Annotated in this window: 25 protein-coding genes; 13 read left to right on the forward strand and 12 right to left on the reverse strand. The window is 72.8% G+C overall.

Features of this window, described 5'->3' with window-relative positions:
- Positions 1-11 precede the first annotated feature (11 nt).
- Both E1212_RS09390 and E1212_RS09395 read left to right on the forward strand, forming a co-directional pair.
- The gene (locus E1212_RS09390) at positions 12-872 is read left to right on the forward strand and encodes a TrmB family transcriptional regulator (RefSeq protein ID WP_131981622.1); all 861 of its coding nucleotides are present in this window, start codon (positions 12-14) and stop codon (positions 870-872) included.
- Positions 862-1,392, forward strand: a complete 531-nt coding sequence (locus E1212_RS09395) for a winged helix-turn-helix domain-containing protein (RefSeq protein WP_131981624.1) — start codon at positions 862-864, stop codon at positions 1,390-1,392. The genes E1212_RS09390 and E1212_RS09395 overlap by 11 nt, the downstream gene beginning before the upstream one ends.
- Positions 1,393-1,431: 39 nt before the next feature.
- On the opposite strand, the gene E1212_RS09400 is transcribed toward E1212_RS09395, so the two are convergent.
- Both E1212_RS09400 and E1212_RS09405 read right to left on the reverse strand, forming a co-directional pair.
- Complete coding sequence (locus E1212_RS09400) at positions 1,432-2,709, reverse strand: serine hydroxymethyltransferase (protein WP_131981626.1); 1,278 nt, start codon at positions 2,707-2,709, stop codon at positions 1,432-1,434.
- Positions 2,710-2,845: 136 nt separating this feature from the next.
- A complete protein-coding gene (locus E1212_RS09405) occupies positions 2,846-3,547 on the reverse strand; it encodes a GNAT family N-acetyltransferase (protein WP_203416699.1) in 702 nt (233 codons plus the stop codon).
- 30 nt (positions 3,548-3,577) lie between these two features.
- On the opposite strand from E1212_RS09405, the gene E1212_RS09410 reads away from it, so the two are divergent.
- The gene (locus tag E1212_RS09410) at positions 3,578-4,363 is read left to right on the forward strand and encodes a glycerophosphodiester phosphodiesterase family protein (protein ID WP_131981630.1); all 786 of its coding nucleotides are present in this window, start codon (positions 3,578-3,580) and stop codon (positions 4,361-4,363) included.
- Here the strand turns inward: E1212_RS09410 and E1212_RS09415 are convergent, their stop codons facing one another.
- The 4 genes from E1212_RS09415 to E1212_RS09425 are packed head-to-tail and all read right to left on the reverse strand — an operon-like array spanning position 4,364 to position 6,184.
- Entirely contained in the window at positions 4,364-4,591 is a 228-nt protein-coding gene (locus E1212_RS09415; protein WP_131981632.1) for an SHOCT domain-containing protein, read from the reverse strand. It abuts the gene before it with no gap.
- Entirely contained in the window at positions 4,588-4,710 is a 123-nt protein-coding gene (locus E1212_RS30740) for a hypothetical protein (protein WP_275296158.1), read from the reverse strand. The genes E1212_RS09415 and E1212_RS30740 overlap by 4 nt, the downstream gene beginning before the upstream one ends.
- Positions 4,711-4,746: 36 nt before the next feature.
- Positions 4,747-5,697, reverse strand: coding sequence for an LLM class flavin-dependent oxidoreductase (locus E1212_RS09420; protein ID WP_131981634.1), 951 nt, complete (start codon positions 5,695-5,697; stop codon positions 4,747-4,749).
- A complete protein-coding gene (locus E1212_RS09425; protein WP_131981636.1) occupies positions 5,690-6,184 on the reverse strand; it encodes a peptide deformylase in 495 nt (164 codons plus the stop codon). Before E1212_RS09425 ends, E1212_RS09420 begins: the two co-directional genes overlap by 8 nt.
- A gap of 84 nt (positions 6,185-6,268) precedes the next feature.
- On the opposite strand from E1212_RS09425, the gene E1212_RS09430 reads away from it, so the two are divergent.
- Both E1212_RS09430 and E1212_RS09435 read left to right on the forward strand, forming a co-directional pair.
- The gene (locus E1212_RS09430) at positions 6,269-7,666 is read left to right on the forward strand and encodes an MFS transporter (protein ID WP_203416700.1); all 1,398 of its coding nucleotides are present in this window, start codon (positions 6,269-6,271) and stop codon (positions 7,664-7,666) included.
- 162 nt (positions 7,667-7,828) lie between these two features.
- The gene (locus E1212_RS09435; protein WP_119659602.1) at positions 7,829-8,218 is read left to right on the forward strand and encodes an RNA polymerase-binding protein RbpA; all 390 of its coding nucleotides are present in this window, start codon (positions 7,829-7,831) and stop codon (positions 8,216-8,218) included.
- A 303-nt stretch (positions 8,219-8,521) separates the two neighbouring features.
- Here the strand turns inward: E1212_RS09435 and E1212_RS09440 are convergent, their stop codons facing one another.
- The 4 genes from E1212_RS09440 to E1212_RS09455 all read right to left on the reverse strand — a co-directional run bounded on the left by E1212_RS09440 (position 8,522) and on the right by E1212_RS09455 (position 13,663).
- Complete coding sequence (locus E1212_RS09440) at positions 8,522-9,013, reverse strand: FxsA family protein (RefSeq protein WP_131981638.1); 492 nt, start codon at positions 9,011-9,013, stop codon at positions 8,522-8,524.
- A 26-nt stretch (positions 9,014-9,039) separates the two neighbouring features.
- Positions 9,040-9,783, reverse strand: coding sequence for a polyprenol monophosphomannose synthase (locus E1212_RS09445; protein ID WP_203416701.1), 744 nt, complete (start codon positions 9,781-9,783; stop codon positions 9,040-9,042).
- A complete protein-coding gene (gene lnt, locus E1212_RS09450; RefSeq protein WP_131981640.1) occupies positions 9,780-11,321 on the reverse strand; it encodes an apolipoprotein N-acyltransferase in 1,542 nt (513 codons plus the stop codon). The genes E1212_RS09445 and lnt overlap by 4 nt, the downstream gene beginning before the upstream one ends.
- Positions 11,322-12,070: 749 nt before the next feature.
- Positions 12,071-13,663, reverse strand: coding sequence for an amidohydrolase (locus E1212_RS09455; RefSeq protein ID WP_203416702.1), 1,593 nt, complete (start codon positions 13,661-13,663; stop codon positions 12,071-12,073).
- A 62-nt stretch (positions 13,664-13,725) separates the two neighbouring features.
- Between E1212_RS09455 and E1212_RS09460 the strand changes: the two genes are divergently transcribed.
- Positions 13,726-14,829: a winged helix DNA-binding domain-containing protein gene (locus E1212_RS09460; protein ID WP_131981642.1), complete on the forward strand. Its 1,104-nt coding sequence runs from the start codon at positions 13,726-13,728 to the stop codon at positions 14,827-14,829.
- A gap of 10 nt (positions 14,830-14,839) precedes the next feature.
- On the opposite strand, the gene E1212_RS09465 is transcribed toward E1212_RS09460, so the two are convergent.
- On the reverse strand, positions 14,840-15,403 hold the full coding sequence (locus E1212_RS09465; protein ID WP_131981644.1) for a helix-turn-helix domain-containing protein: 564 nt from the start codon (positions 15,401-15,403) through the stop codon (positions 14,840-14,842).
- Positions 15,404-15,424: 21 nt separating this feature from the next.
- Here E1212_RS09465 and E1212_RS09470 point away from each other — a divergent pair, with 21 nt between their 5' ends.
- The 6 genes from E1212_RS09470 to E1212_RS09495 all read left to right on the forward strand — a co-directional run bounded on the left by E1212_RS09470 (position 15,425) and on the right by E1212_RS09495 (position 23,946).
- Positions 15,425-15,949, forward strand: coding sequence for a GNAT family N-acetyltransferase (locus E1212_RS09470; RefSeq protein ID WP_131981646.1), 525 nt, complete (start codon positions 15,425-15,427; stop codon positions 15,947-15,949).
- Positions 15,950-15,989: 40 nt separating this feature from the next.
- Positions 15,990-17,435: an L-lysine 6-transaminase gene (gene lat / locus E1212_RS09475; RefSeq protein WP_131981648.1), complete on the forward strand. Its 1,446-nt coding sequence runs from the start codon at positions 15,990-15,992 to the stop codon at positions 17,433-17,435.
- A 22-nt stretch (positions 17,436-17,457) separates the two neighbouring features.
- Positions 17,458-19,011 carry an aldehyde dehydrogenase family protein gene (locus E1212_RS09480; RefSeq protein WP_203416703.1) on the forward strand — a complete coding sequence of 518 codons (1,554 nt, stop codon included), beginning with the start codon at positions 17,458-17,460 and terminating at the stop codon, positions 19,009-19,011.
- On the forward strand, positions 19,008-21,215 hold the full coding sequence (locus E1212_RS09485) for a thiamine pyrophosphate-dependent enzyme (RefSeq protein ID WP_131981650.1): 2,208 nt from the start codon (positions 19,008-19,010) through the stop codon (positions 21,213-21,215). The genes E1212_RS09480 and E1212_RS09485 overlap by 4 nt, the downstream gene beginning before the upstream one ends.
- 1 nt (position 21,216) lies before the next feature.
- A complete protein-coding gene (locus E1212_RS09490; RefSeq protein WP_131981652.1) occupies positions 21,217-22,392 on the forward strand; it encodes an acyl-CoA dehydrogenase family protein in 1,176 nt (391 codons plus the stop codon).
- Positions 22,393-22,884: 492 nt separating this feature from the next.
- Positions 22,885-23,946, forward strand: coding sequence for a glycosyltransferase family 2 protein (locus tag E1212_RS09495; RefSeq protein ID WP_203416704.1), 1,062 nt, complete (start codon positions 22,885-22,887; stop codon positions 23,944-23,946).
- 239 nt (positions 23,947-24,185) lie between these two features.
- On the opposite strand, the gene E1212_RS09505 is transcribed toward E1212_RS09495, so the two are convergent.
- Positions 24,186-24,626 (reverse strand): Lrp/AsnC family transcriptional regulator, encoded by a 441-nt coding sequence (locus E1212_RS09505; protein ID WP_131981658.1) that lies wholly within the window; start codon positions 24,624-24,626, stop codon positions 24,186-24,188.
- A gap of 70 nt (positions 24,627-24,696) precedes the next feature.
- Here E1212_RS09505 and E1212_RS09510 point away from each other — a divergent pair, with 70 nt between their 5' ends.
- The gene (locus E1212_RS09510; RefSeq protein WP_131981660.1) at positions 24,697-25,734 is read left to right on the forward strand and encodes an aminotransferase class V-fold PLP-dependent enzyme; all 1,038 of its coding nucleotides are present in this window, start codon (positions 24,697-24,699) and stop codon (positions 25,732-25,734) included.
- Positions 25,735-25,802 lie beyond the last annotated feature (68 nt).

The raw sequence follows: 25,802 nt of genomic DNA on the forward strand, positions 1-25,802 counted from the left end.
GCGGGGTCACGATGAACCGCACATCCGGCATAGCGGACATCCCGGAGGCGCGTGTGCAGACCGAGTCGCTGCTCGAAGAGCTGGGCCTCACCAAGACCGAGGCGCGTGTCTACCTGTGTCTGCTCGAGCAGTCACCGCTGGCCGCCGGCACCATCGCCGACATCACCGGCACCTCGCGCAGCAGTGTCTACCTCATCCTGCGGTCGCTGGTCGACAAGGGCCTGGTCGACGCCGGCGCGGGCTACAGCAGCAGGTTCGCGCCGTCGGCACCCGATGTCGCGTTCGCGGGGCTGCTCGAGCGCGACCGCGAGGAGCTGCGCGAGCGCGAGCGCAACGTCGAGACGGCGCTGCCCGAGCTCATGCGGCGGTTCGGCTCCCATGCCGGCGGCGACGGCGAGCTGGTCGAGATCCTGCGCACGCCCAAGCTCGTCGGCGACCGCTTCGACCGGCTGCACGCCGCGGCCGAAGAGAGCATCGACATCGTGGTGCGCCGGCCGGTCCAGGTCGGCGGCTCCAACCAGCCCGAGCTGGACGCGCTGGCCCGCGGGGTCCGGGCGCGCGCCATCTACGACCACGGCCTCATGCACCACCCGGCCGTCGCCGACAACATCGGGGCCTGGATCGCCGCCGGTGAAGAGGCCCGCGTCTACCACAGCGACCTGCCCATGAAGTTCGCCGTGTTCGACTCCCACACCGTGCTGATGCCGCTGTTCGCCTCCGGCGTCGGCGGCGTGGTCGCGCTCATCGTGCGCAGCCGCGAGCTGGCCGGGGCGCTCGGGCTGCTCTTCGACACCCTCTGGTCGGCGTCGGTGACGGTCGAGCCGGTTCGCGAGCCGGTGATCGAGACGATGGGCGGCGGCCATGCCCAGTGACCCGGCACCGGTGGTCGTGTGCATCACCAGCTCCCCGGCCGAGCGGGCGCGACTCGCGGGCCAGTTCGACGGCGCCGGCATCCTCGTGCTCGCGCCCGACGCCGGCAGCGCCGGCAGTTTCCTGCGCCGGCTGGCCGGAAGTGCCGCCGCCGTGCCGGTCCGCTCGCCGTCGCCGCCGCCGCCCGACGAGGTGGTGCGGGTCGGCGGCCTCGCCCTCCACCTCTCCCGGCACGAGGCCACCTGGCACGGCCGCGGACTGGCTCTGACGCCGTACGAGTTCAAGGTGCTCGGCTGCCTGGCGGGCCGCCCCGGCCAGGTCTGGACCTACCAGCAGCTGCACGAACACGCCTGGGGCGGCACCTACATCGCCGGCCCGGCAGCGGTGCAGTCGGTCATCAAGCGGCTGCGGGCCAAGCTCCGCGAGGTCGGCGCCTCCGTGAGCATCCGCGCCACCCGCGGGGTCGGCTTCCGCCTCGACGGCGGACCGGAGCTCTCGCTCGTCCGGCCCGCCGCCCGCTGACGCCGCCGCTCGCCGTCACCCGTCGGCTGTCGAGCGATCTCAGCCGTCGAGGCCCGGGGTCGGGAACCGGCCGGTCAGCTCGGTGACCTCGCCGCGCACCCGCCCGATGACCGCCTCGAGCGCGTCCGCGTCGGACCCGGCGGCGGCCGTGACGACCTCGTCGAGCCAGCGGCCGACCTCGCGCATCTCGGCGTCACCCATGCCGCGGCTGGTCAGCGCCGGAGTGCCGATGCGCAGGCCCGAGGGGTCGAACGGCTTGCGGGGGTCGAACGGGACGGTGTTGTAGTTGGTCTCGAGGCCGGCCCGGTCGAGCGCCTGCGCGGCGGGCTTGCCGGCGACGCCCTTCGACGTGAGGTCGATGAGGATCAGATGGTTGTCGGTGCCGCCGGAGACCAGGTCGAACCCGCGGGCCAGCAGCTCGTCGGCCAGCGTCGCCGCGTTGGCGACGATCTGGTGCGCGTAGTCCTTGAAGTCCGGCTGCGCGGCCTCGGCGAGCGCGACGGCGATGCCGGCGGTCGTGTGGTTGTGCGGGCCGCCCTGCAGGCCGGGGAAGACGGCCTTGTCGATGGGCTTGGCGTACTCCTCGGTGGTGAGGATCATGGCGCCGCGCGGCCCGCGCAGGGTCTTGTGCGTGGTGGTGGTGACGATGTCGGCGTGGCCGACGGGTGTCGGGTGCGCCCCGCCGACGACCAGGCCGGCGATGTGCGCGATGTCGGCGACCAGGACGGCGCCGACCTCCTGCGCGATGGCCGCGAACCCGGCGAAGTCGATGGTGCGCGGGATGGCCGTGCCGCCGCAGAAGATCAGCTTCGGCCGCTCGGCCAGCGCGATCTCGCGGACCTGGTCGAGGTCGATGCGGCCGGTGTCGCGCCGCACGTCGTACTGCACGGGACGGAACCAGGTCCCCGTGGCCGACACCTTCCAGCCGTGGGTCAGGTGCCCGCCCATGGGCAGCGACATGCCCATGACGGTGTCGCCGGCGTCGGCCGTGGCCAGGTAGACGGCGAGGTTGGCCGGCGAGCCGGAGTACGGCTGCACGTTGGCGTGGTCGGCGCCGAACAGCGCCTTGGCCCGCTCGACGGCGAGGGTCTCGAGCTGGTCGATGACCTGCTGGCCCTCGTAGTAGCGGCGCCCGGCGTAGCCCTCGGAGTACTTGTTGGTCAGCACCGTCCCGGTGGCCTCGAGAACCGCCTTGGAGACGTAGTTCTCGGACGGGATCAGCTTCAGCGTCTGGCGCTGCCGCTCCTCTTCGGCCGTGATGAGCGCGGCCACCTCAGGGTCGGCGGCCTGCAGCGCGGCGCGGTCGTTGGTGGTCATGGCGAGAGCCACATCCCCTCGATGTGTCGGTGTCTTCCGGGGCACCCAGGCGCGCGGTGCCACGGACGTCTGCTCCCCGGTGGTCGGTTCCACCCGTGCCCGGTCTCCCGGGCCGTTGCGCCAGTCGCGACGGGCATCACTCTAACGGTTCTCCGGGCGCCTCGGGCGCCGCGTGGCCGGACCAGTGCGCCACCGCCATCTCCGCCTCCAGCCGCCAGCCGAGGCGCTCGTAGAGCTTGCGCCCGTCGGCCGACGCGACCAGCAGCCCGGTCCGCGCGCCCCGCTCGCGGGCCGCCGCCGTCAGCGCCCCCATGACGACGGAGCCGAGCCCGCGCCGGCGGTGCGCGGGGACGGTGAAGATGCGGTCGGCGACGGCGTCGGCGTCGCCCGCGCCGGCGACGGCCAGGTGGCCCTTGGCCGCGAGCGCGCGCGGGTCGCCGCCGGCCGTCACGACCTCGGCGACCAGGACCGGCGGCCGGCCGCTGAGCCACACCTCGTAGCCGTCCGGCGCGGCCGGCCCGAGCTGGTCGTCGAGCGCGCGCGACATCAGCCACTCCGGCGGGTGCAGCTCGAACCCGGCGGCGACGGCGGCGGCCTCGGTCCGCGCGCGGTCACTGGTGGGCGCCGTGAGCCAGCGGCTCGGCCCGCCGATCCGCGCGGCCACGTCGGCGTAGAGGTCCGGGTCGTCGCTGAGCAGGATCGTCTCGGTGATGCGGTCCGGCAGCCCGATGCGCACCGTCACGACGTCGCCGTCGACGCTGCTGCGGTAGTCGCGCGCCGTCACCCAGCCCGCGTGCCAGCGCAGCACCACGTCGCGCAGGTCCCCGTCCTCGCTCACACCGCCTCCTGTGCCGGTTAGCCTGGCCCCGTGCCCGGACCTCATCCGTATCTCGACCGTCCGGGCCCGCTCGCGCTGGCCCACCGGGGATTCTCCCTCGACGGTCTCGAGAACAGCATGGCCGCCTTCGCCGCAGCCGTGGATCTCGGCTACGGGTACGTCGAGACCGACGTCCACGCCACGGCCGACGGCGTGGCCGTCGCCCTGCACGACGCCACGCTGGATCGCGTCACCGATCGCACCGGCGCCGTCGCCGCCCTCCCCTGGGCCGAGGTGCGCCGCGCGCTGATCGGCGGGGTCGAGCCGGTGCCGGCGCTCGAGGACGTGCTGGGCAGCTGGCCGGACCTGCGGGTGAACATCGACGTGAAGTCCGCCGGCGCCGTCGTGCCGCTGGCCCGGGTGCTCGACCGCACCCGCGCCCACGACCGGGTGTGCGTCGCCTCGTTCTCCGACGCGCGCCGCCGGGCCGTGGTGCGCCGGGTGGCCTCGCCGGTCGCCACGTCGGCCGGCCAGGCGCTGATCGCGGCCTTCGTGGGGGCGGCGTCCACCCCCGGCGCGCGCCGGTTCGCCGCCTCCGTCCTGCGCGGGGTCGACTGCCTGCAGGTGCCGGCGACGTTCCGGGGCCGGACGGTGGTGACGACGGCGACCGTGGCGGCCGCGCACGCCGCGGGCCGGCAGGTGCACGTCTGGACGGTGAACGAGCCGGCCGAGATGCGCCGGCTGCTCGACCTCGGCGTCGACGGGATCATCACCGACCGCGCCGACCTGCTCCGCGACGTCCTCGAGTCGCGCGGCCAGTGGGACCCGCCGAGCTGATCAGAGCCGGCGCAGCAGCTCGGCCTTCTTCGCGGCGAACTCCTCGTCGGTGAGGATCCCGTCGCCGTGCAGCTCGCCCAGCCGGCGGATCTGCTCGATGATCCCGTCCGCGGCCGGCAGGGCCGGCGGGGCCGCCGCGGCTGGTCCGGGGGCGGCGAGGCGCTCGCGCAGCCGCTCGGTCAGTTCGCGGCCGTCGTCCTTGTGCACGTTGGTGACCTCCGCCTTCACGCCGAAGGCGTGGACGACGACGGTCCCGCTCGCTCGCGGCCGCCGCCGGACGTCAGCCGCATGAGCGCTTTCGCCGCAGCGATGTCGGACCGCAGGTCGTCCTCGTCGTCGATGGTCATGGCCCCCCTCACGACGCGCTCACGTCGTCGCGAAGCCTAGCCGCGGTCGAGGTCGGCCAGGACGTCGGCGAACCACTCGATGCCGGCGACGGAGCTCGGGTCCAGCCAGACCTGGATGTGCGACACGCCGGCCGCGGCGTACCCGCGCAGCGTCTCGGCCACCTGGGTCGGCTCGCCACGGATCGCGCGCCCGCGCCCGGACCGGTACAGCTCGCTGCCCGGGTGCGAGGCGACGTCGGGCAGGTCGACCTGCAGTGCTGCCGAACGCCGCAGCGTGGCCGGGTCGCGGCCGGCGGCGGCACACGCCTCGTCGCCGCGCGGGCTCACCTCGGCCAGCTCCTCGACGCTCTGGCGCCACGGGATGTTCCACTCGTCGGCGTAGGCGGCGACCAGGCGCAGCATCCGGGGCCGCAGGGCGCCGACCATGATCGGCGGGCCTTCGGGGCGCGGCCCGCGCGGGCGCAGCTCGCAGTCGCGGATCGTGTGGAAGCGGCCCTGGTGATCGATGCGGCCGGTGCGCAGGAGGGTGTGGATGATGCCGATCTCCTCCTCGAACCGGCTCACCCGGTGCTCCCAGCTGTCGTAGCCGAACGCCGGGAACTCGGGCCCGTGCGAGCCCGCGCCGAGGCCGAGGATCACCCGTCCGCCGCTGATCTCCTCGACGGCGTCGACCGCCTTGGCGAACATCGCCGGGTTGCGCCACGGCGTGACGGTGACCAGCGTGCCGAGCTCGACCCGGCGGGTCACCGCCGCGAGCGCCGCCATGAGCGACCAGCACTCCGTCACGCCGAGCTGCGGGGTGTCGGGGAACCGGTACAGCAGGTGGTCGGCGAGCCAGAGCGAGTCGAAGCCGGCATCCTCGGCCGCGATGGCGAGGGCGGCGAGGTCGGCCCAGCGGGCGGTGCCACCGAGGTAGGAGCCCTCGAGGTGCGGCAGCAGCAGCCCGACCTGCACCGGCCGGCGTCGCGCCGGGTCCCGGTCAGGCACTGAACCAGGCCGTGCGGCGGATCTCGCGCATGGCGCCCCGGCGGATCGACGGCTCGAGTCGGTGGATGTAGACGATGCCGTCGACGTGGTCGGTCTCGTGCTGCAGGCAGCGGGCCAGTTCGCCCTCGCCCTCGACCCGCACCGGCTCGCCGTCGGCGTCGAAGCCCTCGACGGCGGCCCAGGCGGCCCGCGGCGTCGGGAACCAGAGGCCGGGCACCGACAGGCACCCTTCCTCGCCGCCCTGCTCCCCCTCGGTCGCGACCAGGGTGGGGTTGAACACGACGCCTCGCTGCCCCTCGAGGTCGTACGAGAACGCCCGCAGCGGCACGCCGATCTGCGGCGCCGCCACGCCCGCCCGCCCGGGCAGGTCGAGCGTGTCGAGCAGGTCCTGGGCCAGCGCGCGGCTCGCCTCGCCGAACTCCTTGACCGGATCGGCCACCGTCCGCAACACCGGGTCGCCGTAGAGGCGGATCTCCCGCACCGTCACCGTCGTCGTCTCCTCATCACTCGTTCATCGTCGAGCCATCGTGTCGTCTGGCCACGACGGCCCCGCACCCGGTAGCGTCCGCGCGTGACCCGCGTCCTCGCCCCGTCGGGCCCGCTGGCCGACCCCGTCGAGCGGGCCAGGGAGCACCGTGCATGGTACTTCTACGACTGGGCGAACTCGGCCTTCGTCACCACGACGGCCACCGTCCTGTTCGGTCCGTACCTGACGGCGGTCGCCGAGACTGCCGCCTGCGGCGAGGCCGGCACCACAGGCGACCCGTGCCGCGGCGACCTGTCCGTGCTGGGCATCCCCATCGCCGCCGGGTCGGTGGCCGCGTACACCGTCACGTTCGCGACCATCCTGTCGGCGATCCTGCTGCCGATCGTGGGGGCGATCGCCGACCGCACGTCCAAGAAGCGGCACCTCATGGCCGGCTTCGCGTGGACGGGGTCCGCCGCGGCCGCGGCGATGTTCTTCGTCGTCGGGGCGAACTGGCAGCTCGGGGCCGGACTGCTGGTGGTCGCGGCGATCTGTCTCGGCTCATCGATGGTCGTCTATGACGCGATCCTGGTGCAGATCGCGCACGAGGACGACCGCGACCGCGTGTCGTCGCGCGGCTGGGCGTTCGGCTACCTGGGCGGCGGCCTGCTGCTGGCGCTGAACCTCGCCCTGGTGACACTGGAGCCGTTCGGGCTGAGCCGGTCCGACACCGTCCGCATCAGCCTGCTGTCGGCCGGGCTGTGGTGGGCGGCGTGGACGATCATCCCCTACCGCGGCATCCGCGACCGGCCCGCCACCGGCGTGGAGCGAGTCGGCGGCGGGGCCGGCCGGCAGGCGTTCGGCCAGCTGCGCGAGACGCTTCGGCATGCCCGCGGCTACCCGCAGACCCTGCTGTTCCTGATCGCGTACATGCTCTACAACGACGGCGTCCAGACCGTCATCTCGGCGTCGTCGATCTACGGCAACCGCGAGCTCGGGCTCGGCGAGGACGTCCTGATCATCGCGATCCTCATCGTGCAGTTCGTGGCCTTCGGCGGCGCGCTGGCGCTGGGTCGGCTGGCGAACCGGTACGGTGCCAAGAACGTCGTCATGACCAGCCTGGGGCTGTGGACGGTGGTCGTCGCCTCGGCGTTCTTCCTGCCGGTCGAGCAGGTGGTGCCGTTCCTCGTCCTGGCCGTGGCCATCGGGTTCGTGCTGGGCGGCAGCCAGGCGCTGTCGCGCTCGCTGTTCAGCCTGCTCGTCCCCAAGGGCAAGGAGGCGGAGTACTTCAGTCTCTACCAGGCCGCCGAGCGCGGCACGAGCTGGTTCGGAACCCTGGCGTTCGGTTTGGCGTTCCAGTTGACGGGTAGCTACCGGTGGTCGGTGCTCGTGCTGGTGACGTTCTTCATCGCCGGGATGATCCTGCTGTCGCGGGTCGACCTGCGGGCCGGCATTCTCGCGGCGGGCAACCAGGTGCCCCGGTCGGTCGATCGTTACCGGTGAGGAACATCACGTCACCCGAATTGCATTATCACAGAGAACGCGGAACATTACTCTTCGGCTGTCCGTTGTCACCATGTCGTTGTGATCGCTACCTGACCACCACGGCGAGGTAATGGACCGACGTCTCGTCCCAGGGGCTACCGCCCCGGAAGGGTTTCACACATGTCCGAGCGTTCCACCCTGCGCGGCTCCCGCCTCGGCGCGACGAGCTACGAGGACGAGCGCGGCGTCGAGTTCGCCGAGCGCCAGACGGTCGCCTACAGCTGCACCGCCGGCCACCGCTTCGAGATGACCTTCTCGACCGAGGCTGAGGTGCCGGCACTGTGGGACTGCCCGCGGTGCGGCTCGGAGTCGCTGCGTGTCGCCACTGACCGTCCCGAGGAGGCCCCGGCCAAGCCGGCGCGCACCCACTGGGACATGCTGCTCGAGCGCCGCTCCATCGAGGACCTCGAGGCGCTTCTCGACGAGCGGCTCGAACTGCTGCGCTCCGGGCTCATCCCCGGTGCCGCCCACCTGGCCGACCGAGGGGCGCGTCGCAAGAAGACCGCCTGACGGCCACGGCCGTTCGTCTCGTCCGCTGAACCGCGCCTGCCCCGGAACCCATCCGGGGCAGGCGCGTTGTCATGTCCGCTCATCCCTTACCGGCGTCGTCTCACCCTGCCCGGATCGATCATGGAGAAGGCCGGCTCCGTCGCGCGGCGGAAGCCTCCCTTTCTCCATGATCGAGCGTTTCCGCTGGGCGGCCGAGGGCGGGGACCATCGTCGGCCTGTCGACGCACCATGCCAGCAGTCGGCCTCGATGTCTGCACGCTCGCGCGCGCCCGACCCGAGTCGGCGGCCGCCGGGGCGACGGGGTCAGCGCTGGTCGCGGGGCGAGTCGTTCTCGACGACCTCGCCCTCGATGACGACGCCGTGGTGGATGCCACCCGGCCCGGTCGCACCCGGACCACCCTGCCCGCCGGGGCGGCCGAGTCCGCCGGGCCCACGCCGGCCGGGGAAGGTCCGGAACGCCGAGGCGGCCAGCCGCCGGCCGACGCCGCGGCGGACGGGCGGGACCAGCAGGACCAGGCCGATGAGGTCGGTGACGAACCCGGGGAAGGTCAACAGGATGCCGGAGAGGATGCGCGCGCCGGTGTCGGCCATGCGCGCCGACCGGGCGTTGGCGGTCTCGGCCTCGCCCTCGGGATAGCGGCCGTCGGCCGCGGCGGCGCGCAGTTCGGACCAGGCGCGCAGTCCTTCGATGCGCAGCAGGGCGACGCCGAGGACGCTGGTGCCGGCCAGGATCAGCAGCGCCCACCCGAGTCCGACCCAGTTGGCCACCATGACCAGCGCGATCAGTTCGATCACGCCGAGGGCTAACGGGCCGAAGCGTCTCACCGCCGGCTCCCTCCGAGCAGTCCGCGCAGCTGCCGGCCGCGGTGGGCGGCACCCCACTGGGTGACCCGCCACAGCGCCTCGCGCACGATCCTGCCGTCCATCTTCGACTCTCCCTGCTCGCGCTCGACGAACGTGATGGGGACCTCCATGACCCGAAGACCGGCCCGGATGGTCCGCCACGCCATGTCGACCTGGAAGCAATAACCTTGCGACGCCACGGCCTGCATGTCCAGTGCGCGCAGGGCGGAGGCGCGATACGCCCGGAACCCGCCGGTGGAGTCGCGCAGCGTCGTCCCGAGGACGATGCGGGTGTAGGTGTTGCCGATGCGCGAGATGGCCTGCCGCTTGTACGGCCAGTTGACGGTCCGCCCGCCGGGCACGTACCGCGACCCGATGACGAGGTCGGCCCGCTCGAGCGCGTGCAGCAGCAGCGGCAGCTCCTCGGGCTGGTGCGAGCCGTCGGCGTCCATCTCGACCAGGACGTCGTAGTCGCGCGACAGCCCCCAGCCGAAGCCGGCCAGGTAGGCCGCGCCGAGGCCCTGCTTGCCGCCGCGGTGCAGCACGTGGACGTGGTCGTCGAGGTCGGCGAGCTCGTCGGCGATGGCGCCGGTGCCGTCGGGCGAGCCGTCGTCGACCACCAGGACGTGGGCGTCGGGCACCGACGTGCGGGTGCGGTCGACGGCCTTGGCGATGGTCAGAGCCTCGTTGTAGGTCGGGATCACCACCAGGACGGACGTCACTGTACCCCCGCCTCGACGGCGGGCCGGGACTGGTCGTCGACGGGTCTGTCGTCGCGCCGGTCGCGGCGTGCGTTGACGATGACGAGCGCGACGGCGCCGGCGCCCATCGCGGTGAGCAGCCACTCGGGCCAGGCGCCGAGGCGGGTGGCCGGCGTGCGGCCGTCGGCCAGCGCGACGTCGGTGACCAGGACGTCCTGGGTGAACAGCTCGGCGCGGTCGAGCACGCTGCCGTCGGGGGCGACGACGGCGCTGACCCCGGCCAGGGCCGACACCAGCACCGTCCGGCCGTGCTCGAACGCCCGCAGCCGCGACTGCGCGAGCTGCTGCTCGGTCATCTCGGTGCGCCCGAACGTGGCGTTGTTGGTCTGGACGGCGAGGAACTGCGCGCCCTCGTTCACGGCATCGCGGACGATGCCGTCGAAGGCGACCTCGAAGCAGATGACGTCGCCGAGGGTGACGTCGCCGACCTGGAAGGTGCCGATGCGGTCGCCGGGCAGGTGGTCGCGCGGCTGCTGGCGGACGGCGTCGGTGATGCGCTCGGCGATGGACCGGAACGGGATGTACTCGCCGAAGGGCATCGGATGCCGCTTGACGTAGGTCTGCCCCGGCCCGTCGGCGGGGTCCCAGAGGATCGAGGTGTTGCGGACGTTGCGGCCGTCCTCGGTGGGGACGATGGCGCTGATCAGCGTCGGCACGCCGATGGCGCGCACGGCGCCGTCGATGGCCCGGCGGGTGTCGGCGTCGTCGAAGGGGCTGATGTCGGAGGAGTTCTCGGGCCACACGACGATGTCGGGTCGCTCGACCCGGCCGGCCTCGACGTCTTCGGCAAGCCGCTCGGTGGCCTCGACGTGGTTGCGCGTGATGGCGCGCTTCTCGTCGTTGTAGGCCAGCCCCTCGGCGGGCACGTTGCCCTGCACGATCGCCACGGTGACGGTGTCGCCGCCGGGCTCCATGGGCTGGATGAGCGCCGGGACGAGGACGACGGCGATGGCGCCGGCTGCGGCCGCCGCGCGGATCCAGAGCCGCCGCTCGACGACGACCCAGGCCAGCAGTCCGCCGGCCAGCGCGATGGCGAACGAGAGCCCGGGCGAGCCGAACCAGGACACCAGGCCCAGCGTGGGGCTGTCGGCCTGCGAGAACGCCAGCTTGCCCCAGGTGAAGCCGCCGTACGGGATGCGGCCGCGGACGGCCTCGTCGGCGACCCAGACCGCCGCCGTCCACACCGGCCAGCCGGGCAGCCGCATAACCAGCGTGACGCCGAGCGCCAGCGGGATGAAGAACAGCGCCTCGAACAAGGCCAGGATGATCCACGGGATCGGCCCGACCTCCATGCCGGTCCAGTCCAGCAGCGGCAGGAAGAACCCGGCGCCGAACAGGTAGCCCAGCACGGCCGAGCGCTTCAGCGGCTGGTCGCGGACCAGCAGCGCGAAGGCGGCAGGAACGAGTACCGCGACGATCCAGAGGTCGTACGGCGGGAACGCGGCGGTGAGGGACGCGCCGAGGAGCGCGGCTCCTGCGTATCGCCACAGGTGACTCACGTGTCGTGCTCCGTCCGACGTCCAGCGGCTGGCGTTGGCGACCCATCGATGCGGGCTGCCCCGTCAAGTGTGATGCCGATCGCGCGACGGTTCAACGTGCACCCTGGGCAGAGAGTGCCCGGGGCCGGTGCGATCCAGCGATGTGTGACGAAGGACGCAGCCCGGCTCCGCCCTTCGGACCGGGCCGCGGACGCCGCTGGATGCGGCTCGCGGACCGTTGTCTACTGGGCGGGCCGGGCCCGACCTCGTCTCACCCCGTGCCGTTGCGAGCGACATACGGGCGAGCCATGCGAGCGAGGGCCTGGCTCACGAAGGATGCCCGGCCCCGGTGAGACACCGGAACCGCCCCTCGACCCTCCTCGCAACGCCCGCCCGGGCCGTCGACCCGAACGGTTTCGTCCGCTGGTGGACTGTCGTGACTTTGCTGCACGCAAAGGCAGGGTGTCAAGCCGCTGGTCGACCTGCGGAAACGCCTCTGCGAAGCTGGTCAGGCACGATTGGATCCGCGGAAGTCGATCTCAAAACATTGACATCCACCGGCGTGTCGTGATCGCCGAGACGGACAAACCGCCTCCCATGATCATCAATCGTCAGCGGGTCGCGAGATCGATCACGAAGCCGGCCGGGACGACGAGCAGGAGGACGAGGGGCACCATCGGCCCGACGATCGATCCGCCGGCGACGCCCATGACGTCCGGCGGCTCCGGTTCCGGCCGGACGGGGCGAGCGGGTCCTCTCCTGTCGCCAGGTCAAGACTGCGCCGAGTACACCGTCCTCCCCCGGACCACGGTGCGCAGGCATCGGGGCAGCGGCGCGCCCGGCGACAGGTCGGGCAGCCCCGGCACACCGGCCCGCGGATCGGTCGACCACGCGGCCACCCGCGAGTCCGGCGCCTGGACGACCAGCTCGTACGGCACCTCCCACACCGCGAACGAGGCCCGCATCCCGGGCGCCAGCACGCCGGCGTCCTCCACGCGCGCCGCCCGCCAGCCGCCTCGGGTCGCCGCCGTGAAGGCGGCCCGGGCGCTCAGCCGCTGCGACGGCGTGCGGTGCTGCGACGCCGCGCGCACGGTCTCCCAGCCGGCCAGCGGCGTCACCGGTGAGTCCGACCCGAACGCGAGCAGCACGCCGGCCCGGGCCATGGCGGCGAACGGGTTCAACGACACGCCCCGATCGGGACCCAGCCGCTCCACGTACAGCCCGTCGGACCCGCCCCACAGCGCGTCGAACGCCGGTTGCACGCTCGCCACCACCCCGAGCCGCGCCAGTTCGGCGATCAGCAGGTCGTCGATCATCTCGACGTGCTCCAGCCGGTGCCGCGAGCCGACCACGGCGGCCAGCCCGCACACCTCGGCGGCTGCGGCGACGGCCTCGACGGCGACCCGGACGGCCTCGTCGCCGATGCAGTGGAAGCCGGCCTGGATGCCGGCCCGCGTGCAGGCGATGACGTGTTCGGCGGCGGTCTCGGGGTGGAGATAGAGCAACCCGCGAGATGACGGGTCGTCCGCGTACGGCGCCGACAGCCGGGCGCTGCGCGAGCCGATCGAGCCGTCGACGTTGAGGTCCCCCGCGGCGCCGGCCGCGCCCAGCGCCTGGGCCTCGCCGACCGCCGTCGCGCCCCAGTAGCCGATGACGTCCGGCAGCTCCGGGGACGACCCCAACGCGAGGACGGCCGCGAAGTCCGACGGGTCGCTGATGTGCGGCGCGCCGATCTCGTGCACGGCACCGATGCCCAGCGACGCCGCGTGCCGCAGCGCGTCCTCGCGCAGCCGTGCCATCCGACCGGCGGGGACGGCGGACCGGGCGGCCTGCCGGGCGCGGTGGTGTGCGTCGCGACGCACCACGCCGCCCGAGGCGCCGTCGGCGCGGGCGATGGACGGGTCGGCGTTGAGCAGCGCACTCGACACGGCGGCGGTGTGCACGTCGCGGCGGGCGAGGTAGACGGGGGCGCCTGCGGCCGCGCGGTCGAGCTCGTCGGGCAGCGGCGCGCGACGCTCGGGCCAGCCGTCCTCCTCCCAGCCGAAGCCCAGGATCACCTCGTTCGGCCGTTCCTTCGCCCGCGCCGCGACCAGGTCGAGCAGAGCGGTCAGGCTGGCGAGCCCCTCCAGCGCGAGGCCGTCGTGGGCCAGCCCGGTCTCCGTCAGGTGCACGTGCGCGTCGACGAACGCGGGGGCGACCAGCGCGTCCTCCAGGTCGACGACCTCGTCGGCCGCGTCGAGGTGTGTCTGCGCGGCGCCCTCGGCGCCCACCCAGGCGACGGTGTCGTCGACCACCACCATCGCGGTCGCGAACGGGTCGGCGGGACTGTGGATGCGGCCGTTGCGGTAGAGCGTCGTCGTCACCCGCCGATTGTCCCCGCCGCCCCCGAGTGACGTCGCCGCCGGGGTGCGAGAGGGTGGGGCGCATGCCCGACGTGCTCACCCGGCGCGAGCTGAACCGTGCCACGCTGGCCCGGCAGCTGCTGCTGGACCGCGCCGACCGCCAGGTGCTCCAGACCGTCGAGCACCTGGCGGGGCTGCAGGCTCAGCAGCCGTTCTCGCCGTACTACCAGCTCTGGTCCCGGCTGCGCGGGTTCCGGCCCGACGACCTCGCCCGGCTGCTGGTCGACCGGACGGTGGTGCGCGTCGCCGCGCAGCGGGGCACCATCCACCTGCTCTCGGTGCCCGACGCGGTGGGCGTGCGGGCGTGGGTGCAGCCTCTGTACGTCACCGATCTGCGCACGAACGCCGAGCACGCGAAGGCGCTGGCCGGCATCGACGTCGACGCCGTCGCCGCGGCCGCCCGGACGCTGCTCGACGAGAAGCCGCGCACCATGGCCGAGCTGGGCGCGCTGCTGGCGCCGTCGTGGCCCGGCGTCGGGCCGACCCACCTCGCGTACGTGGCGCGGGCACTGCTCGGGCTGGTGCAGGTGCCGCCGCGCGCCGTCTGGGGACAGAGAGGCCAGACCCGGGTGACGACGGTGGAGGACTGGCTCGGGCGGCCGCTGGACCCGGCGCCGTCGCCGGCGGAGTACGTGCGCCGCTATCTCGGGTCGTTCGGTCCGGCGTCGGTCATGGACGTGCAGACCTGGTGCGGGCTGACCCGGCTGAAGTCGGTGGTCGACGAGCTGCGGCCGTCACTGCGCGTCTTCCGCGACGAGGCCGGCCGCGAGCTGTTCGATCTGCCCGGGGCGCCCCGGCCGCCGGCCGACACCCCCGCTCCGGTCCGGTTCCTGCCCGACTTCGACAACGTGCTCCGCTCGCACGCCGACCGCACCCGCGTCGTCGACGACGTCAGCCGCAAGCGGATGAACCGCCGCAACGGCGTCGTCCCGCACGCGCTGCTGGTCGACGGCGAGGTGGCGGGATGGTGGCGGCTCGAGGACGGGGTGCTGACGGTGACGCCGTTCCGCCCGCTGTCGGCTGCGGAGACCGACGCCGTCGAGGCCGAGGGCCGCGACCTGCTGACGTTCGCGCTCGACGGTGCGGCCGGGGGCGCCGAGGTGCGGATGCTCCCGGCCGAGGAGTGAGCCGCGGCCGTCACGTGCGCGGACGCATGATCAACGCGGCCACGTGGTACGTGCACGGCTCGGCCCAGGGGTTGGCGTACGCGTGCGCGACGTCGGCGGCGAAGTAGATCGAGTCGCCGGCCGTGAGCTCGTACACGTCGTCCACGCGGAGGGTCAGCCGCAGTCGGCCGGTCTCGACGACGACGTACTCGTGCGAGCCCGCCGCCCACCCCGGGTAGTCGAGGCGCTCGCAGTGCGGCGGGAGCTCGGTGCGGACCCACTCGAAGTTCACCCCCGGCACCACCGGCGTCAGGATGGTGCGCCGCCAGCCGTCGGGCGCCTCGGCGACGTCCTGCTCGGCGGCCCGGCGGACGATCACCCGCGCTACCTCGCCGGTGTCGAGCAGCGCGGCGAGCGGGGTGCCCAGCGCCCGGGCGATCCGGTCCAGCACGACGACGGTGGGCGCCTTGCGGCCGCGCTCGACCGACCAGAGCATGCTGGCGCTGACGCCGGCCCGCTCGGCCAGCGCCTTCATGGTCGTGCGGCGTTGCAGCCGCGCGTCGGTGATGCGCCGGCCGAGCGCTTCGAGGTCCATGACGAATCACTATAATGAGGCATGCTTCGCTATAGCGAACGGCCGGTCATCCGCCCGGCGACGGTGGCCGACCTGCCCGCCGTCGCCGCGATCTTCGCCCACTACGTCGAGACCAGCGTCGTCACGTTCGAGGAGACGCCCCCGACGGTCGCTGACTGGGCACGCAAGCTCGCCGACCTCGACGACCACGGGCTCCCCTTCCTCGTCACGGCGGAAGCGGACACCGGCGCGGTGGCCGGCTACGCCTACGCCGCGCCCTGGCGGCCGAAGCCGGCCTACCGGCACACCGCCGAGAACACCGTCTACCTCTCCCCCGCGCACACCGGCCGGGGCCTCGGCCGGTCCTTGGTGACGGCGCTTCTCGACGCCTGCACACGCACCGCCGTCCGGCAGCTGGTCGCCGTCGTCGTCGACGAGAAGGGCGAACCGAACCCGTCACTGGCCCTGCACCGCTCCCTCGGCTTCACCGAGGCCGGCCGGCTGAGCGCCGTCGGGCACAAGCACGGGCGCTGGCTCGACACCGTCCTGCTGCAGCGCGCCGTCTGAAACGCGCCGGAAGCGCCCATTCGCGCCGGACCGGGACGGGATGTCTTCTTGCGATACCCGCCCAACAACGCAAGAATTACAGGAAGGCGAGCCTCACGAGGGACGTCTTCTGTCACCGTTCCCGGTTCGAGGAGGTTCACCGATCGTGGCCGAACAGCTCACCATCACCGCCGCCGAGGTCCACGCCGTGCTGGGCAGGCACCTGCTGACCGACGGCTTCAAGCTGGTCCTCGACACCGACGCGAGCCAGGGCAGCTGGCTGGTCGACGCCCGCGACGGCAAGCGCTACCTCGACATGTACACCTTCTTCGCGTCCGCGCCGCTGGGCTGCAACCCGCCCGGCCTGGTCGACGACCTCGCGTTCATGGACCTGCTGGGCCGCGTCGCCGCGAACAAGCCGGCGAACCCCGACATCTACTCGATCCACCTCGCCGAGTTCACCGAGACGTTCGTCCGCGTGCTCGGCGATCCGCGGCTGCCGCACCTGTTCTTCGTCGAGGGCGGCGCGCTGGCCGTCGAGAACGCGCTCAAGGTCGCCTTCGACTGGAAGAGCCGGCACAACGAGGCCAACGGCCGCGACCCGCGCCTGGGCACCCGGGTCATGCACCTCACCCGCGCGTTCCACGGGCGCAGCGGCTACACCATGTCGCTCACGAACACCGAGCCGAACAAGACCGCCCGGTTCCCGCAGTTCGACTGGCCGCGCATCGACGTCCCGGCCATCACGTTCCCGCTCGAGGAGCACCTGGCCGAGGTCGAGGAGGCCGAGCGGCACGCCCTCGACCAGGCCCGGGCCGCGTTCGAGGCACACCCGCACGACATCGCCGCGTTCATCTGCGAGCCGATCCAGGGCGAGGGCGGCGACAACCACATGCGCGCCGAGTTCCTGCAGGCCATGCAGGCCCTGGTGCACGAGCACGACGCGCTGTTCATCGTCGACGAGGTCCAGACCGGCGCCGGCACCACGGGGTCCGCCTGGGCCTACCAGCAGCTCGGCCTGCGGCCCGACGTCGTCGCGTTCTCGAAGAAGACCCAGGTCGGCGGCATCATGGCCGGCGGCCGGGTCGACGAGGTCGCCGACAACGTGTTCACCGTCTCCGGCCGCATCAACTCCACCTGGGGCGGCGGGCTGGCCGACATGGTCCGCTCGCGCCGCCTGCTCGAGATCATCGAGCGCGACGGCCTCGTCGAGGCCGCCCGCGCCAAGGGCGAGCGGTTCCTCGCCGGGCTGCGCGCCGTCGCCACCGAGACCGGCGCCGTCAGCAACGTGCGCGGCCGCGGCCTCATGCTCGCCTGCGACCTGCCCGACGGCGCCACCCGCGACGCCGTCCTGTCCGACCTCCGCGAGAAGGAGCAGGTCATCGCGCTGCCCAGCGGCGAACGGGCGATCCGCTTCCGCCCCGCGCTGTCGGTGACCGATGATGAGATCGACCTCGCCGTCGCGGCGCTCGGCCGCGCCGTCGCCCGTCAGTTCGCCCGCGTCTGAGCACCCGAGGAGCACACGCACCGTGACCCGCACCGTCACCTCCGTCGTCGACGGCCGTCCCGTCCCCGGCGACCGCACGATCGCCAGCCTCAACCCGGCCGACCTCGACGACGTCGTCGGCGAGGTCAGCCTGGTCCCGGGCCGCATCTTCACCGCCGCCGCCGTCGTCGCCCGCAACGCGCAGAAGGCGTGGGCCGACGTGCCGGCGCCGGTGCGAGGGCGGGCCATCGCCCACATCGGCCGCGTGGTCGAGGAGAACGCCGAGTCGCTGGCGCGGCTGGTCACGCGCGAGATCGGCAAGCCCTACGCCGAAGCGCTCGGCGAGGTTCGCGAGATCGTCGACACCTGCGACTTCTTCCTGGGCGAGGGCCGGCGTCTCTACGGCCAGACGGTGCCCAGCGAGATGCCGGACAAGCAGCTGTTCACGTTCCGCAACCCGGTCGGCACGGTCGCGGTCATCACCGCCGGCAACTTCCCGGTGGCCGTGCCGTCCTGGTACATCGTCCCGGCGCTGCTCACCGGCAACACCATCGTGTGGAAGCCGGCCGAGTACTCCGCGGTCGTCTCCAACGCCTTCCACGACCTGTTCGTCAGGGGCGGCGGGCTGCCCGACGGCGTGTTCAACCTCGTGCATGCCGACGGTGCCGAGACCTACGCCGGCCTGCAGGAGTCGCTCGAGCTCGGCTACATCGACAAGGTCGGCTTCACCGGGTCGTCGGAGGTGGGCCGCGAGATCGGCGCGCTCACCGGCCGGCACCTGCAGACCGCCTGCCTCGAGCTGGGCGGCAAGAACCCGCTCGTCGTGGCACCGAGCGCCGACCTCGACCTCGCCGTCGAGGGCGCGCTGTTCTCCGGCTTCGGCACCGCCGGCCAGCGGTGCACGTCGCTGGGCACGGTCATCGTGCACGAGTCGCTGCACGACGAGTTCGTGCGCCGCTACACCGCCGCGGTCGACTCCGCCGCCGTCGGCGACCCGTCCCAGGACGTCCTCATGGGCCCGCTGCTCGACGCCAAGTTCGCCGAGCGGTACGAGAAGTTCCTCGGCTGGGTGCAGCCGCAGCACACCGTGCTCGGGCGCACCGGCCGCATCACCGAGGGCAACCCGCGCCCCGGCTTCGTCGGCGATCCCACGAAGGGCCTCTTCTACCACCCGGTGGTCGTCGACGGCGTCCGCCCGGGCGACGAGCTGTTCGACCAGGAGACGTTCGGCCCCATCGTCGGCATCACCTCGTACTCGACGCTCGACGAGGCCATCGACCTCGCCAACGCGCCGGGCTACGGGCTGTCCAGCTCCATCTACACGACGAACCCGGCCGACGCGTTCGCGTACCGGCGCGGCATCTCGGCCGGCATGGTGAGCATCAACAACTCCACGTCCGGCGCCGAGGCGCATCTGCCGTTCGGCGGCAACGGCAAGTCCGGCAACGGCTCGCGGCAGTCCGGCATGTGGGTGCTCGACCAGTTCACCCGCTGGCAGTCGGTCAACTGGGACTACTCCGGGCGGCTGCAGAAGGCTCAGATGGACGTCGCCGACCTCGACGCGGATCTCGCCTTCCGGCTCGACGACGACCAGTGACCACGCCCGCCGCGCTCGACGAGTCGCTGGTCGCGGCGATCTCGGCGCTCGCCGAGCCGCCCGCGGCGACTCCGGGGGCAACGGTGTCAGCCGCCGGTTCCGCGGGGGTGCTGCGCGGCGTCTTCGACGCCCAGGTGACCAGCCGGCACCTCGACGTCGTCGCCCGCGAGCTGCAGGCGGCCGGGCGCGGCTTCTACACCATCTCCTCGGCCGGACACGAGGCGAACGCGCTGGTCGCGACCGCGTTGCGACCGAGCGACCCAGCGCTGCTGCACTACCGCTCGGGCGGCTTCTATGCCGCCCGGGCGGCCCAGGTGCCCGGCAGCACGCCGGTCCGCGACGTGCTGCAGAGCCTCATGGGCGCCGCCGACGAGCCGATCGCCGGCGGCCGGCACAAGGTCTTCGGCCACGCGGGGCTGTCGATCATCCCGCAGACGTCGACCATCGCCTCGCACCTGCCGCGCGCGGTCGGGCTGGCCGTCGCGCTGCACCGGGCGCACCGCCTCGGCGTGCCCGCGGCCTGGCCGGCCGACGCCGTGGTGGTCTGCTCGTTCGGCGACGCGTCGGCCAACCACTCGACCGCCGTCGGCGCGATCAACACCGCGCTGAACACGGCGTTCCGCGGGCTGCCGGTGCCGGTGCTGTTCGTGTGCGAGGACAACGGCCTCGGCATCTCGGTCCCGACGCCGGCCGGCTGGGTCGAGACGGCGTACGGGTCGCGGCCGGGGCTGACCTACATCCGGGTCGACGGCTCGGACCCGGCGACGGCGCTCACGGGCGCGAAGCGGGCCGTGGGCTACGTCAGGTCGGAGCGCAAGCCGGCGTTCCTGCACCTCGAGACCGTCCGTTACCTCGGCCACGCCGGCAGCGACGCCGAGATCAGCTACCGCACGCCCACGCAGATGGCCGCCGACCACGCCCGCGACCCGATCCTCGGCACGGCCCGCGCGCTGGTCGCGGCCGGCGCCGCGACAGCCGATGAGCTGCTGGCCCGCTACCGCGCGCTGCGGGCCGAGGTCGACACCGTCGCCGAGTCGTTGCGGGATGCCCGCACCCTCGGGTCCGCCACGGAGATCGTCGCTCCCCTCTCCCCGCGCACGCCCGATGCCGTCGCCGTCGCCGCCCGGGGCCTCTACGACGAGTCGCGCGACGGCGAGCCGGCCACCCTCGCCGAGTCGATCAACGCCACGCTCTCCGCCGCCCTCGAGCGCGACCGCCGCGTCGTCCTGTTCGGCGAGGACGTCGGGCGCAAGGGCGGCGTCTACGGCGTCACCCGCGGGCTGGCGCGCACGCACGGCCGCGCCCGGGTCTTCGACACGCTGCTGGACGAGCAGTCGATCCTCGGCCTCGGGCTGGGCGCGGGCCTGGCCGGGCTGCTCCCCGTCCCCGAGATCCAGTACCTCGCCTACCTGCACAACGCCGAGGACCAGCTGCGCGGCGAGGCGGCCTCGCTGGCGTTCTTCTCCACCGGGCAGTACCGCAACCCGTTGGTGGTGCGCGTCGCCGGTCTCGCCTACCAGCGCGGCTTCGGCGGGCACTTCCACAACGACAACGGCGTGGCCGTGCTGCGCGACATTCCCGGTCTGGTGGTCGCCTGCCCGTCCCGCGGCGACGACGCGGCGGCGATGCTGCGGACGTGCCTCGCCGCTGCTGCCGTCGACGGGACGGTGTCGGCGTTCCTCGAGCCGATCGCGCTCTACCACGTCCGCGACCTGCACTCCGACGGCGACGGTGAGTGGCTGTCGGTCGACGGCGGCGAGCATGTGCCGATCGGGCGGGCGAGGGTGCACGGCGAAGGCTCGGGCCCTGCCGGAGGGTCCGGTCGCGAGAGTGACACCGCCGATCTCACCATCGTCACGTTCGGCAACGGCGTGCCGATGAGCCTGCGGGTGGCGCGGCGGCTGGCCGCGAGCGACATCGCGGCCCGGGTGCTGGACCTGCGCTGGCTGGCGCCGCTGCCGGTCGAGGACCTCGTCCGCGAGGCCAACCTCACCGGCAAGGTGCTGGTGGCCGACGAGACCCGCCACTCCGGCGGCGTCGGCGAGGGGGTCGTCACGGCGCTGGTCGAGGCCGGCTACGACGGCCGCATCGCCCGGGTCGCCAGCCACGACAGCTTCGTACCGCTGGGCACCGCCGCGAACCACGTGCTGCTCGGCGAGCAGGACATCGAGAGGGCCGCCGTCGAGCTGGCCGAGAAGGAGTGACATGACCACGCCCCTGGAACTGCTGAGCGTCGAGCACCTGCTCAGCGAGGAGGAGCGCGACCTGCGCGATGCCGTCGCCCACTTCGTCGACGACCGCGTCCGCCCGTCCGTCGCGGACTGGTACGAGGACGGGCTGTCCTCGTCGGCCGTCCGCGAGCTCGCGCTCGAGGCCGGGAAGCTCGGCCTGCTCGGCATGCACCTGACCGGCTACGGCTGCGCCGGCACCAACGCCGTCTCCTACGGCCTGGCCTGCATGGAACTCGAGGCCGGCGACTCCGGCGTCCGCTCTCTGGTGTCGGTGCAGGGGTCGCTGGCGATGTTCGCCATCTGGAAGTTCGGGTCCGAGGAGCAGAAGCAGCAGTGGCTGCCCGGCATGGCCGCCGGCGAGCTGATCGGCTGCTTCGGCCTGACCGAGCCCGACTTCGGCTCCAACCCGGCCGGCATGCGCACCTGCGCCCGCCGCGACGGCGACGACTGGGTGCTCGACGGCACCAAGATGTGGATCACCAACGGCTCGGTCGCCGACGTCGCCGTCGTCTGGGCCCGCTGTGCCGACGACGGTGCCGTCCGCGGCTTCCTCGTGCCGGCGGGGACGCCGGGGTTCACCGCACCCAAGATCGGGAAGAAGCTGTCGCTGCGGGCGTCGGTGACCAGCGAGCTGGTGCTCGAGGGCGTCCGCCTGCCGTCGTCGGCCGTGCTGCCCGAGGTGTCGAGCCTTCGGGGTCCGCTGTCGTGCCTCAACGAGGCCCGCTTCGGCATCGTCTTCGGAGCCTTGGGCGCGGCCCGCGACTGCCTGGCCGCCGCTCTCTCCTACGTGCAGACGCGCGAGGTGTTCGACAAGCCGCTCGCGTCGTTCCAGCTCACCCAGGCCAAGCTCGCCGACATGGCGTTGGAGCTGCAGAAGGGCTACCTGCTCGCGCTGCACCTGGGGCGCTTGAAGGACGACGGCACGCTCACGCCGCAGCAGGTCAGCCTGGGCAAGCTGAACAACGTCCGCGAGGCGCTGGCCATCGCCCGCGAGTGCCGGACGATTCTCGGCGCCAACGGCATCACGCTGGAGTACCCGGTGCTGCGCCACGCCAACAACCTCGAGTCGGTGCTCACCTACGAGGGCACCAGCGAGGTGCACCAGCTCGTCATCGGCCAGGCCCTGACCGGCCAGAGCGCCTTCAGCTGACGCGCCCCTCGCTCCACCCCGGTAAAGGCTCATCCCGCTCCGCCCGTGTATTCCTGGGGACGTGCGAACATCTCGGGGAATGGATTCGTGGCAGAGCGAACGCACGCCGACTTCGACGTGATCATTCCGACGGGCCACGGGCGTATTGTCCGCTTTGTCCGCTGGCCGGGCCAGCGGACCAGTGAGACGCCGGACACATTTCCTCCATTGTCGTCACCCATGGTGACGGAACTCCGGGCCGCCGGCGCGCTCCAGCGTCACGCATCGTGACAATCCAGCGTTCTGACCAGCGGTGACGCGGAGAACGCCGGTACTTTCGAGATGCGCGCGGCGCCCGGCGGGATTAGCCTCAAAGGGCAACATCGGCCACCGGGAAACTCCGGCGGCAAGGGGGGCAACCGGGCCGAGGTGCCGTGCATTTCATGACGGCACTTCGGCCTGCATTCGCGGGGGGACTCGATCTTCGTGGGCAATGGCCTACGTTATTCCGGTGTGCCGGATGTCCGGATCACCGTGCTCATTCCGGCGCACAACGAGGAAGCAGGCATCGGTGCGGCATTGGCCGCGCTGAGCCGCCAGACCCATCGGCCGGACAGCGTCATCGTCATCGCCGACAACTGCACCGACGACACGGCGAAGGTCGCGGCCGCATGGCGTGCCGAGGTCGCGGTGACGGTGGGGAACACCGACAAGAAGGCGGGCGCACTCAACCAGGTCCTCGCGGACATCCTGCCGAGGCTGCGCGATCACGACCTCGTACTCGTCCAGGACGCCGACAGCCAGCTCGGTGAGCACTTCATCGAGGCGGCGCTCGAGCACATGGACGCGCGTCCCGAGCTCGGCGCCATCGGCGGCGTCTTCCAGGGCGAGGCCGGTGCCGGGCTGGTCGGGTACCTCCAGCGCAACGAGTACGCCAGGTACGCGAGAGACGTGCGCCGCCTGGGCGGGAAGTGCCTGGTCGTGACCGGTACCGCTGCGATGATGCGGGCCGGCACGCTCAAGCACGTCTCCCGGGCGAGGCTGAGCGACGCGGTGCCCGCCGGTGACGGGCGGGGTGGCATCTATGACACCACGGTCCTGACCGAGGACAACGAGCTGACGTTCGCGCTTCTCCACCTGGGCTATGAGGTGCTCAGTCCGAAGGAGTGCACGCTCGTGACCGAGGTCATGCCGACGTGGCGCGATCTGTGGAAGCAGCGGCTGCGCTGGAAGCGCGGCGCGGTGGAGAACTGCTTCCAGTACGGCGTGACCCCGGTGACGTGGCGCTACTGGGGCCGCCAGCTCCTGACGATGGCCGGCGTCGCGGTCACGTTCATCTACCTGACTTCCATCGCCGTCGCCATCGCAGCCGACGGTGGTGTGAGCCTCCAGCCGGTCTGGATGGCGGTCACGGGCGTCTTCATCCTGGAGCGCGTCGTCACCGTCAGCGACCGAGGCTGGCGGCACATGGTGGCGGCCTCCACGATGTTCGAGCTGGTGTACGACATCTTCCTTCAGCTCGTGCACGCGAAGGCCTACGCCGATGTGATCCTGAACCGCGAAAGGACGTGGTGACAATGTACGACAAGTGCGTGGTGGGCGCCGGGGGCGCCGGCGGTGCCGGGTGCCTGGCTCAGACAGGGATGAGCCCGATCTGGGTGATCTTGGCGGGCTTCGCCCTCCTGGCCGTCGGCACAGCGGTCATGCGGATCGTCCCGCGCCGGGCAGCGGTCCGGTGAGGTGAGGGTCCGTCGGTCGGCAGGCCGGCGGACCCGCCAGCAGCCACCTGCCGCCGAGCCGGACCCAGGCCTGACTCAGGCCGTCATGGGACGGTTCTCGTACGGCGTGGACAGCACGATGGTGGTGCGGGTGGTCACGTTCGCCGACGAGCGGATGCGGGCCAGCAGGTCCTCGAGGTCGGCGGGGCGCCCGACCCGGACCTTGAGGATGTAGCTCTCGTCGCCGGCGACGGAGTAGCAGGCCTCGATCTCGGGGATGCCCGACAGCCGGTCCGGGGAGTCGTCGGGCTGGCTGGGATCGATCGGCTTGATCGAGATGAACGCCGTCAGCGGAAGGCCCACCGCCTCGTGGTCGACGACCACGGCGTAGCCGCGGATGACGCCGCGCTCCTCGAGCCTGCGGACCCGCTGGTGCACGGCCGACGTGGACAGGCCGGTGGACTTGCCGAGGTCGGTGTAGCTCATCCGGCCGTCCCGCATCAGCAACGCCACGATCTTCCTGTCGATGTCCTCCACGGGTGCACTCTACTGGCGACCCGCCCACCTGCCGTGACGGCGCGCGGCCGCCCGGTGGCACGATGACCGGATGGACCTGGCCGAGGCGCGCGCTCTCTTCTCCCCCGACCCCGGCTGGCTGAACACCGCCAGCTACGGCCTGCCCCCGTCGACGGCGTGGACGCAACTGCAGGCGGCGCTCGACGAGTGGCGGCACGGGCGGGTGTCGTGGGAGGGCTGGGGCGAGTCGACGGCGCGGGCGCGGACGGCGTTCGCGCGGCTCGTGCACGCCGCCGAGGAGGACGTGACGACCGGCGCCCAGGTGTCGCAGCTGGTCGCACAGCTGGCGGCGTCGGTGCCGGACGGAACCGTGGTGCTGGCGCCCGAGGAGGACTTCACGTCGCTGCTCTTCCCCTGGCTGGCACAACGGCACCGCGGCGTCGTGGTGCGGACGGCGCCGGCTGCCGGGCTCGCGGCCGCGATCACACCCGAGGTCGACGTCGTCGCGTTCAGCCTCGTGCAGTCCGCCTCCGGCGCGGTGGCCGACGCCGCTGCCGTCGTGGCCGCGGCCCAGGCGGCCGGCGCATCGACGGTCGTCGATGCGACCCAGGCGGTCGGCTGGCTGCCGGTCGACGCGCGCCGGTACGACGCGCTGGTCGCGGGCGGATACAAGTGGCAGCTGTCGCCGCGAGGCACGGCGTTCCTGGTCACAACGGCGCAGCTGCGGTCGCGGGTGGTGCCGTCGCAGGCCGGATGGTGGGCGGGCGAGGACCCGTTCGGGTCGTACTACGGGCCGCCGCTGCGGCTGGCCCGCGACGCCCGCCGGCTGGACCTCTCGCCGGCCTGGTTCTCCTGGGTCGGCGCGGCGCCGGCGCTGGAGCTGCTCGCATCGGTGGGGGTCGATGCGGTGCACGACTGGAACGTGGGGCTGGCGAACCGGTTCCTCGACGGGCTCGGGCTGGCGCCGGGCGACTCCGCGATCGTCTCGGTCGACGTGCCCGGGGCGCAGGAACGGCTGGCCGCGGCCGGGGTGCGGGCCGCCGTGCGCGGCGGCCGGCTGCGCGCCTCGTTCCACCTGTACACGACGCAGGCCGATGTCGACCTCGCCGTCGAGGCGCTGACCAGCTGATGTCACATTCCCGGGCCGGGATCCGTCTCGTTGTCGGACCCGCCCGGCAGACTTGGCCCGGGCACGAC

It is taken from the genome of Jiangella ureilytica (genome assembly GCF_004348545.1).
GTDB lineage: Bacteria > Actinomycetota > Actinomycetes > Jiangellales > Jiangellaceae > Jiangella > Jiangella ureilytica.

What these genes read in the sequence shown, in the direction of transcription:
- E1212_RS09390 (WP_131981622.1), top strand. Translation starts at nt 12, where the DNA reads ATGAACCGCACATCCGGCATAGCGGACATCCCGGAGGCGCGTGTGCAG.
- E1212_RS09395 (WP_131981624.1), top strand. Translation starts at nt 862, where the DNA reads ATGCCCAGTGACCCGGCACCGGTGGTCGTGTGCATCACCAGCTCCCCG.
- E1212_RS09400 (WP_131981626.1), bottom strand. Translation starts at nt 2,709, where the DNA reads ATGACCACCAACGACCGCGCCGCGCTGCAGGCCGCCGACCCTGAGGTG.
- E1212_RS30740 (WP_275296158.1), bottom strand. Translation starts at nt 4,710, where the DNA reads ATGACCATCGACGACGAGGACGACCTGCGGTCCGACATCGCTGCGGCG.
- E1212_RS09435 (WP_119659602.1), top strand. Translation starts at nt 7,829, where the DNA reads ATGTCCGAGCGTTCCACCCTGCGCGGCTCCCGCCTCGGCGCGACGAGC.
- E1212_RS09460 (WP_131981642.1), top strand. Translation starts at nt 13,726, where the DNA reads ATGCCCGACGTGCTCACCCGGCGCGAGCTGAACCGTGCCACGCTGGCC.
- E1212_RS09465 (WP_131981644.1), bottom strand. Translation starts at nt 15,403, where the DNA reads ATGGACCTCGAAGCGCTCGGCCGGCGCATCACCGACGCGCGGCTGCAA.
- E1212_RS09470 (WP_131981646.1), top strand. Translation starts at nt 15,425, where the DNA reads ATGCTTCGCTATAGCGAACGGCCGGTCATCCGCCCGGCGACGGTGGCC.
- lat (WP_131981648.1), top strand. Translation starts at nt 15,990, where the DNA reads ATGTCTTCTTGCGATACCCGCCCAACAACGCAAGAATTACAGGAAGGC.
- E1212_RS09490 (WP_131981652.1), top strand. Translation starts at nt 21,217, where the DNA reads ATGACCACGCCCCTGGAACTGCTGAGCGTCGAGCACCTGCTCAGCGAG.
- E1212_RS09510 (WP_131981660.1), top strand. Translation starts at nt 24,697, where the DNA reads ATGGACCTGGCCGAGGCGCGCGCTCTCTTCTCCCCCGACCCCGGCTGG.